The sequence below is a fragment of the Streptomyces sp. NPDC050548 genome, from assembly GCF_044457385.1.
Taxonomy (GTDB): Bacteria; Actinomycetota; Actinomycetes; order Streptomycetales; family Streptomycetaceae; genus Streptomyces.
Genome location: NZ_JBITGV010000001.1, coordinates 1,108,769 through 1,121,751, shown reverse-complemented (window position 1 = coordinate 1,121,751; position 12,983 = coordinate 1,108,769). Strand labels below are relative to the sequence as shown.

Sequence of the window (12,983 nt, the reverse complement as noted above, 5' to 3'; positions counted from 1 at the left end):
CGGCAGCTCGCCGGGGCGCTGGAGCGTATCGCCCGGGAAGATCCGGGCCGGGCCGCCTGGATCCGGGGCATTCCCAGCGCACTGGGCCTTGATCGCTGAGGCCTGGGGACGGAAGGGCACGCGGCTTCAGGGACCTGACGGGCACGGCATGGTCTAGCCATCCGTAGCGGGTCCCGGCACTTTGAAGCACACCCACACCGTCTTGCCGACGACATGCTCAGTGACGCCGAGTTCGTCGGCCAGTTCCTCGGCGAGGAGTAAGCCCCGACCCGTACACGCCCCGCTGTCCGCGTCTTGACGGGCCGGACGTCCGTCACCGCTGTCTCTGACGCCGAGCCGGACCATCGTGCCGTCGTAGGAAAGGCTCACGCAGTACTCCCGTCCCGGCGGGACTGCGTGCAGCAACGCGTTGGTGGCGAGCTCCGAGGCGCACAGCCGTATGTCGTCGAGTCGGTCGCGGCAACCCCATTCCGTCAGGACGTGGACGACGAAGTCGCGTGCATCGCGCACGGAGGCGCGCGAGCGGGGGAAACGGCGTTGCCGTGACAAGGGCACGAGGGGGCCACCGCCTTGGGTGTGGGCGTTCGACACATGGCGACCTTATCGCTATTCGCGAAAGGCGGCTAGGCTGTTCGTCATCTCCGAGGGGTGGTTCGCGAAAGGGGTCGCTTACCGTGGAGTCCGGCAGGGGCAGGCAGAGCCATTGGGCAGTGGCACAGGAGGACGTCGTGGGCGCCAGCAGGTGGGTCAGTACCTCCATGCCGTATCTGACTCCGCGTGAGGCCGGACAGGGCGATGCCTGGGCAGCCGATGCGGCGGCCGGGGGCCGAAGGGGAACTCAGCGGATCGTGCGGGCCGGGGAAGTACCGGCGCCCGACGAGGTGGCGCGGCTCCTCGGTCTCGCGGAGGGCGAGACGGTCGTCGTACGGAGGCGAGTGATCCTCCTCGACGACGAGCCGAACGAACTGACCGACACCTACTACCCCCTCCACATCGCCAGGGGCACCGCGCTCGCCGAAACGGCCAAGATCCCCGGAGGCGCGGTCACACTCCTCGCCCGGCTGGGCCACGCCGGTGTTCTCGTCCGTGAGGACGTGACGGCGGACGTGCCCGACGACGATGAACGCAGCGCCCTGCGGACTGCCCTCGACGAGCCGGTGCTACGGCTGACGAGGGTCACCCTGGATCACGCGGACCGGCCGATCCAGGTCGACCGCATGGTCATGCCCGCGCGACGGCAGCGGCTGCGCTACGAGATCAGGATCGGATGACGACGACTGTGCCCAAGGCCGCCCCGGACTCCTTCGACCGCCGTTCGCTGCACGAGCGGATCGCGGCCGACCTGCGCGACGACATCATGAGCGGCGAACTGCCGCCAGGGGCAAGGCTCCCGTCCACCGCACAGCTCACGAGCCGCTTCGACGCCTCGAATGCCACCATCCAGAAAGCGCTCCAACTCCTCAAGGACGAGCACCTGGTGGTGGGGCGAGCGGGCGCGGCGGTGACCGTCCGCGAACACCGGCAGCGCACCGTACGCCCCGCCGCTTCCCTGTCCCCGGCGGGAGTCGGGGAGACCCATCGTTGGCTCAGCGAGGCCGCGCGCCATGGTGCGCACGCCCGAAGCGTGATCCTCGATGTCGCGGAGAGCCGCCCGCCCGCCGACGTCCGAGCCGCTCTCGGTCTGGCCGCGGACGACACGGCCCTGCTGCGCAGCCAACTCCTCCTGATCGACGACGAACCGGCCGAACTCGTCTCGTCCTACTACCCGTTGGACATCGCCCGCGGCACGACCATGATGGACCGCCGCAAGATCAAGGGCGGAACTCCCGTACTTCTGAACGAACTTGGCCATCCGCCCCGCCTCAGCGTGGACCGGGTCTCCGCCAGGATCCCCACTCACGAGCAGTACGAGGCCCTGCGCCTCACCAGCAGCCTGCCCGTCCTGCGCACCCTCCGAGTCGTCTACACCGACCTCGAACGCCCCATCGAGGCGACCGTCATGGTCAAGGCCGGCCACCTGTACGAGCTGCGGTACGAGTTCCCACCGGAGTGAGGTGCCGCCCGCGGGCGGAGTCGGCTCCTACGCTGGCGGTTCGATCGTCAGTAGGGAGCCCCACGTATGACCAACCTCCGTATCCGCCCCATCACCCCCGCCGAGCACCTCGCGTTCATCGCGAGCCGCCCTTCCGCCAGCCATATGCAGGTGCCGTCGTGGGGTGAGGTGAAGCCCGACTGGCGGGCGGAGAGTCTTGGGTGGTTCGAGGGGAGTGGGGAGTTGGTCGGGGTCGGGCTCGTGTTGTACCGGCCCGTGCCCAAGTTGAAGAAGTACCTCGCCTATCTGCCCGAGGGGCCGGTCATCGACTGGCACGCCGGTGACCTCGACCGCTGGCTCGACCCGATGCTCGCGCATCTCAAGTCGCAGGGCGCGTTCACGGTGAAGATGGGGCCGCCCGTCGTCGTACGGCGGTGGAGCGCGGACGCGGTGAAGGCGGCGATCGCCGATCCGGACGCGCGGCGGCTGCGGGACGCGGAGCCGACGTCGTACGAACCGCGTGCCTACGAGATCGCCGACCGGCTGCGGCGTGCCGGCTGGCAGCAGACGGAGCCCGGGGGAGAGGAGGGGTTCGCCGCCGGACAGCCGCGGTACGTGTTCCAAGTGCCGTTCGCCGGGCGGTCGTTGGACGACATCCACCGCGGACTGAACCAGCAGTGGCGCCGCAACATCAAGAAGGCCGAGAAGTCCGGGGTGAAGGTGGTCCGGGGCGGCTACGACGAACTCCCCGCCTTCTACGAGCTCTACGCCGAGACCGCCGAACGCGACCGCTTCATCCCGCGCCCGCTGCCCTACTTCCAGCGCATGTGGACCGCCCTCACCACCGAACACCCCGACCGCATGCGCCTCTACCTCGCCCACCACGAAGGCGACATCCTCGCCGCCGCCACGATGCTGACGGTCGGGCAGCACGTCTGGTACTCCTACGGCGCCTCCACCAGCCGCCGCCGCGAAGTGCAGCCCAACAACGCCATGCAGTGGCAGATGATGACCGACGCCCACCAACTCGGCGCCGCCGTATACGACTTCAGGGGCATCACCGACACCCTGGAGGAGTCCAACCACTTGCTGGGGCTGCTGCGCTTCAAGGCCGGCGCCGGTGGAGAGGCCGTCGAGTACCTCGGGGAGTGGGACTTCCCCCTCAACCGGCTGCTGCACAAGGCGCTGGACCTCTACATGGCGCGCCGCTGAGGGCCTTGTCTGAGGGCGGAAGCACAGGTTCATTAAGGCTGCTCTCAGGTTTATCAGAGAACTCTCAGCTTCGCGGACCTCGCTCAGGATTCACAAAGGTATTCACAGGGCCTCCTTGCCGTTCGCTTGCTGACTTTGCTGCTTCTTGGCGTCGGGGGCGTGTAAGTTTCTCGGTGTCGGGAATTCCCCGGGCGGTAAAACGCTCGACTTTGACGCACAAATTCCTCAGCACAACCTAGGAGTTCGGAATGGGCCTCAACAAGCTCGCCCCGCTGCCCAAGCCCAAGAAGCAGCAGCTGCCGCCCCCGCCGCCCCCGAAGCCCCGCAAGAAGCACGAGCCGAAGCCCCTGCCGAAGCCGCTGCCCGGCCAGGACAGCTGATCCGGCAGTAGGAGGAGGGCCGACCCACGCAGTCGGCCCTCTTTTCTTTCCTGAATTCGAAAATCCAAAGAATTCTGATGACGGAAAGTGGAGGGCGTTGTGGACATGGCTGCGGAAGAGGAAGACCTCGAATATGAGGACGACGAAACTCCTACCATTCCCGCACGCACGGCTTTCCGCCGTTTCTGGCCGCTCACGGTCGGTCTCAGACGCTGGCTGATCCTCGTCTGGGTGTGCACGGTGGTCGCCGCGCTCGCCGAGACCGAGTCGATCCTCCTCTTCAGCGACCTCACCGACCGTGCCCTGGCGAAGGGATCGCTCGCCGCGTTCTGGAGCCCGGCCGTCAAATGGCTGGGCGTCGCGCTCGTCGGCGCGGTCGTCGCCTACGCCGGCAACTCCCTCGCCGCCTGGGCCACCGAACGCTTCGTGATGAGACTGCGCGAGCATGTCTTCGACCACGTACAGCAGTTGCCCCCGCACTTCTTCCAACGGCACCGCCAGGGCGACCTGTTGTCCCGCCTCACGAGTGACGTCGAGGCGATCGAAACCCTCGTCGTCTCCGGCGTCGTAGGCACCGCTTCCGCGATCTTCTCCGCCCTCTTCTACGCCGCCGCCGCGTTCTGGCTGCGCTGGGACCTCGCCGCGGCCACGTTCGTCCTCGCCCCGCTCTTCTGGCTGGCCGCCCGCCGCTTCTCCGGCTCCATCAAGGACGTCTCGCGCGCGGGCCGCGTCGCCGACGGCGCGATCACCTCCGTCGTCGAGGAGTCCCTCGGCAACATCGTCCTCACCCAGGCCTACGGCCGCCGCGACGCGGAACGCCGACGCCTGAACGAGGAGGCGAGCGCCTGGTTCCGCGCCTCCGTCCGCTCGACCCGCCTCAACGAGGCCTACGAGCAACTCGTCAGCGTCATCGAGACCGTGTGCGTGCTCGCCGTCATAGGCATCGGCGCCTGGGAGATCTCCACCGGCCGCATGACCCTCGGTCAACTCCTCGCCTTCTCCGCCTTCTTGGGCTACCTCTACCCGCCCGTCCGCGGCCTGGCCCAGCTCGGCCTCACCATCACCGCCGCCACCGCGGGCGCCGAGCGCCTGATCGAGATCCTGGACGTACGACCGTCGGTCGCCGACCCCAGCCACGGCACGGAGTTCGGCCGCCCCGACGGCACGGTCGAACTCCGCGACGTCTCCTTCAGCTACCCGGGCGCGGACCGCCCCGCCCTGGAGGGCCTCTCCTTCACCGTGAACCCCGGCGAACTGGTGATCGTCACCGGCCCCAGCGGCGCCGGCAAGTCCACGGTCTCCAAAATGCTGCTCCGCTTCTACGACCCCGAAGCCGGCGAAGTCCTCCTCGACGGCGTCCCCCTGCGGGACCTGCCCCTCGCCCGCCTGCGCGAGTACGTCACCCTGCTCCCGCAGGAGACCCTCGTCCTGCACGACACCGTCCGCGCGAACATCGCCTGCGGCCGGCCCGGCGCGAGCGAACAAGCGATCATGGACGCGGCGATCGCGGCCGACGCCCACGAGTTCATCCTCCGCCTCCCCGACGGCTACGACACGAAGGTCGACCCCAACTCGGCCCGCCTGTCCGGCGGTCAGCTCCAGCGACTGGCGATCGCCCGCGCGATTCTGCGCGACGCCCCGGTCCTCGTCCTCGACGAACCGACGACCGGGCTGGACTCGATGGCGGCCCGCCGGGTCGTGAAGCCGCTGCGACGACTGATGGCCGGCCGTACGACGATCATGATCACCCACGACCTCAACCTCGCTCCCGACGCCGACCGGATCCTCGTTGTCGACCGGGGCCGGATCGTCGAGACGGGCCGACACGACGAGCTGATGGCGCGGGGCGGGGCGTACTCGCGGCTGCACCGTTCGCAGAACAACGCGGTGATGGACACCGGGGAGCTACGGTTGCCGCTGTTCGCCGAGGCGGGGGCGGGGGCAGGGGTGGCGGCGGGGGTTCAGTACGCCGCGGCGCCTCCGGTCTTCGTCGAGAGCTGGGCGCCACAGCCGCAGGGGTATCAGGCGTATCCGGCACAGCAGATGCAACAGGCACAGCAGGTGCAGCAGGTGTATCAACCTGCGTATGTCGAGGCCGAGTACGCCTCCGATCCGCTCTTCGGGCCCATGCCCGCCACCCTCCCCGACGGGCGGCCGCTGTTCCGTGACGAGGTTCCCTGGAGCGGCATCTGAGCCACTGATCATCCGGCGGGCCGGCTCCAGGACAGTTGCATAAAGGGTTCTCACACCTGTCTCAGTCCATTACCATGGACTGAGCAGTGCATCATGATGGACGAATCCCGAGCTGATCCCCTGGAAGTGCCGTGAGCATCCCCAGTACGTCGACGGCCGCCCCCGTGGCGGCGCCCCCCGTTGCCGCCCCTCGTCGGTTCGGTCCGGTGGGCCTCGTGCTGGCCGGGGGGATCTCGGTGCAGTTCGGTGGTGCGCTCGCGGTGACGATGATTCCGCGGGCGGGGGCGCTGGGCGTGGTCACGCTTCGCCTGCTCGTGGCGGCGGTGGTTCTGCTCGCGGTCTGCCGCCCGAGTCTGCGCGGTCACTCGCGTACGGACTGGGGGACCGTCGTCGTCTTCGGTGTCACGATGGCCGCGATGAACGGGCTCTTCTACCAGTCACTGGCCCGCATCCCGCTGGGGCCGGCGGTGACCCTGGAGGTACTGGGCCCGCTCGCCCTCTCTGTGCTGACTTCCCGGCGTGCGCTGAACGCGGTGTGGGCTGGACTCGCCCTCGCGGGTGTGTTCCTGCTCGGCGGGGGAGGCTTCAGCAGCCTGGACCCTGTGGGTGTGGCCTTCGCGCTGGGCGCCGGTGCCATGTGGGCGACGTACATCGTTTTCAGTGCCCGTACGGGGCGCCGCTTCCCGCAGGCCGACGGGTTGGCGCTGGCGATGGTCGTGGCGGCGGTGGTGTTTCTGCCGCTCGGTGTCGCCGAGTCCGGTACGAGACTGCTGAACCCTGTGACCATCGCGCTCGGGTCGGCGGTGGCGGTTCTTTCGTCCGTTCTTCCCTACACGCTCGAACTTCTGGCGTTGCGACGGCTGCCTGCTTCCACTTTCGCCATCCTGATGAGCCTGGAGCCTGCGATCGCGGCGACGGCGGGCTTCCTGATCCTGCACCAGGCGCTGTCTGTCACTGAGGCCCTGGCTATTGGGCTGGTCATCGGGGCGAGTATGGGGGCTGTGCGGACTCAGGTGGGGCGGGGGAAGGCGAAGCGGGAGGCTGTGGAGGAGGCTGCGGGGGTTGGTCCCTAGGCGTATGTGGGCGTTGGGCCACTTCCCAACACCCGCAAGCACCACCCCACCCAAATAATGCAAGCACGCTTGATTGTTTCTAACGGCCCTGCCATGCTCCCCCCATGCCCGATCCGACGCACGTGTTCGACGACCTGCGTGAGGAGAGCGACGAACTCGACCGGCTGGTCGCCGAGTTGAGCCCGGAGGGCTGGGCGACCCCGACCCCCGCCGCCCGCTGGACCGTCGCCCACCAGATCGCCCACCTGGCCTGGACCGACCACTCGGCCCTGCTCGCCGTGACGGACGAGGACGCGTTCGGTGCGCTGGTCGAGAAGGCGCTCGCCGCTCCCGAGTCGTTCGTGGACCAGGGAGCGGAGGAGGGCGCCGCAAAGCCTCCCGCTCAGCTTCTCGCCGACTGGCGGGCCGGACGGACGGCCCTGCTGGCTGCCCTGTACGCCGCACCCGCAAAGACCCGCTTCCCCTGGTACGGGCCACCCATGTCCGCCGCCTCCATGGCCACCGGTCGCCTCATGGAGACCTGGGCCCACGGCCAGGATGTGGCGGACGCGGTGGGTGTGGTCAGGACACCCACGGACCGGCTCCGGCATGTGGTGCGCATCGGAGTACGGGCGCGTGACTTCGCCTTCGGTGTGCATGGACTGACGCCGCCGAGCGAGGAGTTTCGGGTCGAACTCCTCGCCCCCTCCGGTGAGTTGTGGACCTACGGTCCCGACGACGCCCCGCAACGCGTCACCGGCCCCGCCCTCGACTTCTGTCTTCTCGTCACCCAGCGAGCCCACCGCGCCGACCTCGCGGTGGAGGCCGTAGGGCCGGAGGCGGATCGATGGCTCGACATCGCCCAGGCCTTCGCGGGACCACCCGGCCCCGGGCGACAGCCGAAGCCGAAGTCGAAGGGGGCCGACCAGTGAGCCCCCAGCCCGCACCCCACCCTGCCGCACCCCTCCGCATAGGCAACGCCTCCGGGTTCTACGGCGACCGTTTCGACGCCCTGCGCGAGATGCTCACCGGTGGGCAGCTCGACGTTCTCACCGGGGACTATCTCGCCGAGCTGACCATGCTCATCCTGGGGCGGGACCGGCTCAAGGATCCGAGTGCCGGGTACGCCCGTACCTTCCTGAAGCAGCTGGAGGAGTGCCTCGGGCTCGCCCATGAGCGCGGGGTGCGGATCGTCACCAACGCGGGTGGGCTCAATCCGGCCGGACTCGCCGATGCCGTAGGGAAGTTGGCCGACCGGCTGGGGATGTCCGTGCGGGTCGCGCATGTCGAGGGGGACGATCTCGTCGCGCGGTATCCGGGGTCGCTCGCCGCCCACGCCTATCTCGGCGGGTTCGGTATCGCCGCCTGTCTCGAAGCCGGCGCCGATGTCGTCGTCACCGGACGGGTCACCGACGCGGCCCTGGTCACCGGTCCCGCCGTCGCCCACTTCGGGTGGGGGCCCGGCGACTACGACCGGCTCGCGGGTGCCGTGGTCGCCGGACATGTGCTGGAGTGCGGGACCCAGGCCACCGGCGGGAACTACGCCTTCTTCACCGAGCACACGGCGGACAAGCTCCGTCGCCCCGGCTTCCCGCTCGCCGAGATCCATGAGGACGGTTCGTCCGTCATCACCAAGCACCCCGGCACGGGGGGAGTCGTCGACGTCGGTACGGTCACCGCGCAGCTGCTCTACGAGACGCAGGGCGCGCGGTACGCCGGTCCCGATGTCACCGCCCGCCTCGACACCGTTCGGCTCAGCCAGGACGGGCCCGACCGGGTGCGGGTCGAGGGGGTGCGGGGGGAGGCCCCGCCGCCGACGCTCAAGGTCGGTCTCAATCGGCTGGGGGGCTTCCGCAACGAGGTCGCCTTCGTGCTCACCGGGCTCGACATCGAGTGCAAGGCCGCTCTCGTGCGGGAGCAGATGGACCTCGCGTTCAGCGACGCCAAGTCCCGGCCCGGTGAACTTCGTTGGGATCTCGCCCGTACGGATCACGCCGACGCATCGACCGAGGAGACCGCCAGTGCGCTGCTTCGGCTTGTCGTCCGGGATGCCGATCAGGAGGTTGTCGGGCGGGCGCTGAGTGCGGCTGCCGTCGAGCTCGCGTTGGCCAGTTACCCGGGCTTCCATGTGCTGACCCCACCTGGAAAGGGAGCGCCCTATGGCGTCTTCGATGATGTGTATGTCCCCCATGACGCCGTCGACCATGTGGCCGTCCTCCACGACGGTCGCCGGGTTGCTGTGGCCCCGGCCCACGACACCCTCGTACTGGAAGACGTTCCACAGCCTGCCCTCCCCGGGCCTCCGCCGGACGGGCCCACGGCGCGGGCGGCCCTTGGTCTGGTCGCCGGGGCCCGTAGCGGTGACAAGGGAGGGAACGCCAACGTGGGGGTGTGGGCGCGTACGGATGCGGCGTGGCGCTGGCTCGCCCATGCGCTGACCGTCGAACGGTTCCGCCAACTCCTGCCGGAGACCGAGGAGTTCACGGTCGTCCGCCATGTACTGCCGAACCTTCGCGCGCTCAACTTCGTCGTCGAGGGCATTCTCGGCGAGGGTGTCGCCGCCCAGCACCGTTTCGATCCGCAGGCCAAGGCCCTGGGCGAGTGGCTGCGTTCCCGTCGACTGGACATTCCGGAGGCCCTGCTGTGACCGTCCTTCCGTCCGCCCTGGACATCAACGGTCCCGACTACCGGGCCAACCGCGAGGCCATGCTCGCCAAGCTCACCGAACTGGACGCCGAGCACGCGAAGGCTCTCGCCGGTGGCGGGCCGAAGTACGTCGAACGGCACCGTAAACGCGGCAAGTTGCTCGCCCGCGAGCGCATCGAGCTGCTGCTCGACCCCGACACGCCCTTCCTCGAACTGTCGCCGCTCGCCGCCTGGGGCAGCGACTACGCGGTCGGCGCCGCCCTCGTCACCGGTATCGGGGTGGTGGAGGGTGTGGAGTGTCTGATCACCGCCAACGACCCCACCGTGCGCGGTGGGGCCAGTAATCCCTGGTCGCTGAAGAAGGCCCTGCGGGCCAATGACATCGCGCTCGCCAACCGGCTGCCCTGCATCAGCCTCGTGGAGTCGGGGGGCGCCGATCTGCCGTCCCAGAAGGAGATCTTCATCCCGGGCGGCGCCATCTTCCGCGACCTGACCCGCCTTTCGGCCGCCGGTATCCCCACGATCGCGGTCGTCTTCGGCAACTCGACCGCCGGCGGCGCCTACATCCCCGGCATGTCCGACCACGTGATCATGGTCAAGGAGCGCGCCAAGGTGTTCCTCGGTGGCCCGCCGCTCGTGAAGATGGCGACCGGCGAGGAGAGCGACGACGAGTCGCTCGGCGGCGCCGAGATGCACGCGCGTGTCTCCGGACTCGCCGACCACTTCGCCGTCGACGAACAGGACGCGCTGCGGCAGGCCCGCCGCGTCGTCGCCCGCCTCAACCACCGCAAGGCGTATGACGATCCGGGCCCGGCCGCACCCCCCAAGTACGACGAGGACGAGCTGCTGGGCATCGTCCCGGGGGACCTCAAAACCCCCTTCGACCCGCGCGAGGTCGTCGCCCGCCTCGTCGACGCCTCCGACTTCGACGAGTTCAAGCCCCTCTACGGCACCAGCCTGGTGACCGGCTGGGCCACCCTGCACGGTTATCCCGTCGGCATCCTCGCCAACGCCCAAGGGGTCCTCTTCAGCCAGGAGTCCCAAAAGGCCGCCCAGTTCATCCAGTTGGCCAACCAGCGCGACATCCCCCTCCTCTTCCTGCACAACACCACCGGCTACATGGTCGGCAAGGAGTACGAGCAGGGCGGCATCATCAAACACGGCGCGATGATGATCAACGCCGTCAGCAACAGCCGCGTACCGCACCTGTCCGTCCTCATGGGCGCCTCGTACGGCGCCGGCCACTACGGCATGTGCGGCCGCGCCTACGACCCCCGCTTCCTCTTCGCCTGGCCCAGCGCCAAGTCCGCCGTCATGGGCCCCCAGCAGCTCGCCGGCGTCCTGTCGATCGTCGCCCGCCAGTCGGCCGTGGCGAAGGGGCAGCCCTACGACGAGGAGGCGGACGCGGCGCTGCGCGCCATGGTGGAGCAGCAGATCGAGTCCGAGTCCCTGCCGATGTTCCTGTCGGGGCGGCTGTACGACGACGGTGTCATCGACCCGCGCGACACCCGCACCGTCCTCGGCCTGTGCCTGTCCGCCCTCCACACGGCGCCCTTCGAGGGTGCGCGCGGTGGCTTCGGCGTCTTCCGGATGTGAGGGATCACGTGATTTCGACAGTACTGGTCGCCAACCGGGGCGAGATCGCCTGCCGGGTCTTCCGCACCTGCCGCGAACTGGGCATCCGGACCGTCGCCGTGCACTCGGACGCCGACGAGAACGCGCTCCACGCACGCGTGGCCGACGCGACGGTACGGCTGCCCGGGGCGACACCCCAAGAGACGTACCTGCGCGGCGAGTTGATCGTGAAGGCGGCCGTCGCCGCAGGCGCGGACGCGGTGCACCCCGGCTACGGCTTCCTCTCCGAGAACGCCGACTTCGCCCGCGCCGTCCTGGACGCCGGCCTGGTGTGGATCGGACCCCCACCCGAGGCCATCGAGGCGATGGCGTCGAAGACCCGCGCCAAGGAGCTGATGGGCATCGCACCCCTCGGCACGGTCACCGAGTCCGACCTGCCCGTCCTGGTGAAGGCGGCGGCGGGCGGCGGCGGACGCGGCATGCGCGTCGTACGCCAACTCGCCGACCTCGACGCCGAGTTGACGGCCGCCCGAGCCGAGGCGACCAGCGCCTTCGGCGACGGCGAGGTCTTCGTCGAGCCCTACGTCGAGGGCGGCCGGCACGTCGAGGTACAGATCCTCGCCGACACCCACGGCACGGTCTGGGCCCTCGGCACCCGGGACTGCTCCCTCCAACGCCGCCACCAGAAGGTGATCGAGGAGTCCCCGGCCCCAGGCCTGACCGATGAACTCGCTGAGCAACTCGCCGAGTTGGCCGTACGCGCCGCCCGCGCGGTCGCCTACGAGGGCGCAGGAACGGTCGAGTTCCTCATCACCCCCGACGGCAGGCCCCACTTCCTCGAAATGAACACTCGCCTCCAGGTCGAACACCCCGTCACGGAGGCCGTGTTCGGCATCGACCTGGTCGCCCTGCAACTGCGGATCGCGGAGGGCGAGCCCCTGGAGCCCACCCCTCCCCACCCCCACGGCCACGCGATCGAGGCCCGCCTCTACGCCGAGGACCCGGCGACCGACTGGACCCCCCAGACGGGCACCCTGCACCGCCTGACCGTCCCGAACGGCGTCCGCCTGGACACCGGCTACACCGACGGCGACGACATCGGAGTGCACTACGACCCGATGCTCGCCAAGGTCGTCGCGCACGCCCCCACCCGCGCGGAGGCAGTCCGCAAACTGGCCGGAGCCCTGGACCGCGCGACGATCCACGGCCCCCTCACCAACCGAGACCTCCTCGTACGCTCCCTGCGCCACAAGGAGTTCACGACCGCCACGATGGACACCGGCTTCTACGACCGCCACCTCACCGAACTCACCGAGCCGGCCCCGGAGCCGTACGCCCCCCTCGCGGCCGCCCTCGCCGACACCCACGGTCGCTCCCGCTTCGCCACCGGCTGGCGCAACCTCCCGTCCCAGCCACAGACCAAGCGCTACGCCATGGCAGGCGAGGAACACGAGGTCCACTACCACCACACGCGGGACGGCCTGACGGCGGAAGGGGTACGCGTAGTCCACGCGGATGTGCGTCTGGTCGTACTCGAAGTGGACGGCGTGCAGCGGAAGTTCGAGGTAGCCCGCTACGACACCGACCAGGTGTACGTGAACGCGACGACCCTGACGGCCCTACCCCGCTTCCCCGACCCGGCAGCCCAACTGGCCCCGGGCTCACTACTGGCCCCGATGCCGGGCACGGTGGTGAGAGTCGCGGACGGCCTGGCCGTAGGAGCCGAGGTGAAGGCCGGAGACCCCCTCCTCTGGCTGGAGGCGATGAAGATGGAACACAAGATCACGGCCCCGGTAACAGGCCGACTGACGGCCCTACACGCCGTGCTGGGTCAACAGGTCCAGGTCGCCTCTCTACTAGCGGTAGTCCAGCCGACCTAAAGGGGCGCGGGGA

Annotated in this window: 11 protein-coding genes; 10 read left to right on the top strand and 1 reads right to left on the bottom strand. The window is 69.4% G+C overall.

Going from position 1 to position 12,983, the window contains the following annotated elements; all coding sequences use genetic code 11:
• Positions 1 to 153: 153 nt before the first annotated feature.
• The gene (locus ACIBJH_RS05255) at positions 154 to 555 is read right to left on the bottom strand and encodes an ATP-binding protein (protein WP_399115613.1); all 402 of its coding nucleotides are present in this window, start codon (positions 553 to 555) and stop codon (positions 154 to 156) included.
• Positions 556 to 728: 173 nt separating this feature from the next.
• Here ACIBJH_RS05255 and ACIBJH_RS05250 point away from each other — a divergent pair, with 173 nt between their 5' ends.
• From ACIBJH_RS05250 to ACIBJH_RS05205, 10 genes are all read left to right on the top strand, one after another.
• The gene (locus tag ACIBJH_RS05250) at positions 729 to 1,271 is read left to right on the top strand and encodes a GntR family transcriptional regulator (RefSeq protein WP_399115454.1); all 543 of its coding nucleotides are present in this window, start codon (positions 729 to 731) and stop codon (positions 1,269 to 1,271) included.
• A complete protein-coding gene (locus ACIBJH_RS05245; protein ID WP_399115453.1) occupies positions 1,268 to 2,053 on the top strand; it encodes a GntR family transcriptional regulator in 786 nt (261 codons plus the stop codon). Before ACIBJH_RS05250 ends, ACIBJH_RS05245 begins: the two co-directional genes overlap by 4 nt.
• 66 nt (positions 2,054 to 2,119) lie before the next feature.
• Positions 2,120 to 3,244, top strand: a complete 1,125-nt coding sequence (locus ACIBJH_RS05240) for a lipid II:glycine glycyltransferase FemX (protein ID WP_399115452.1) — start codon at positions 2,120 to 2,122, stop codon at positions 3,242 to 3,244.
• Between the two features lie 248 nt (positions 3,245 to 3,492).
• A complete protein-coding gene (locus ACIBJH_RS05235) occupies positions 3,493 to 3,624 on the top strand; it encodes a hypothetical protein (RefSeq protein ID WP_019072556.1) in 132 nt (43 codons plus the stop codon).
• Between the two features lie 105 nt (positions 3,625 to 3,729).
• Positions 3,730 to 5,817: an ABC transporter ATP-binding protein gene (locus tag ACIBJH_RS05230; RefSeq protein WP_399115451.1), complete on the top strand. Its 2,088-nt coding sequence runs from the start codon at positions 3,730 to 3,732 to the stop codon at positions 5,815 to 5,817.
• 137 nt (positions 5,818 to 5,954) lie between these two features.
• Positions 5,955 to 6,890, top strand: a complete 936-nt coding sequence (locus tag ACIBJH_RS05225; RefSeq protein ID WP_399115612.1) for an EamA family transporter — start codon at positions 5,955 to 5,957, stop codon at positions 6,888 to 6,890.
• Between the two features lie 104 nt (positions 6,891 to 6,994).
• Positions 6,995 to 7,801 (top strand): TIGR03084 family metal-binding protein, encoded by an 807-nt coding sequence (locus ACIBJH_RS05220; protein ID WP_399115450.1) that lies wholly within the window; start codon positions 6,995 to 6,997, stop codon positions 7,799 to 7,801.
• The gene (locus ACIBJH_RS05215) at positions 7,717 to 9,516 is read left to right on the top strand and encodes an acyclic terpene utilization AtuA family protein (protein ID WP_399115449.1); all 1,800 of its coding nucleotides are present in this window, start codon (positions 7,717 to 7,719) and stop codon (positions 9,514 to 9,516) included. The genes ACIBJH_RS05220 and ACIBJH_RS05215 overlap by 85 nt, the downstream gene beginning before the upstream one ends.
• On the top strand, positions 9,513 to 11,111 hold the full coding sequence (locus ACIBJH_RS05210) for an acyl-CoA carboxylase subunit beta (protein WP_399115448.1): 1,599 nt from the start codon (positions 9,513 to 9,515) through the stop codon (positions 11,109 to 11,111). The genes ACIBJH_RS05215 and ACIBJH_RS05210 overlap by 4 nt, the downstream gene beginning before the upstream one ends.
• 8 nt (positions 11,112 to 11,119) lie before the next feature.
• Positions 11,120 to 12,970, top strand: coding sequence for a biotin carboxylase N-terminal domain-containing protein (locus ACIBJH_RS05205; RefSeq protein WP_399115447.1), 1,851 nt, complete (start codon positions 11,120 to 11,122; stop codon positions 12,968 to 12,970).
• The last annotated feature ends 13 nt before the right edge of the window (positions 12,971 to 12,983 follow it).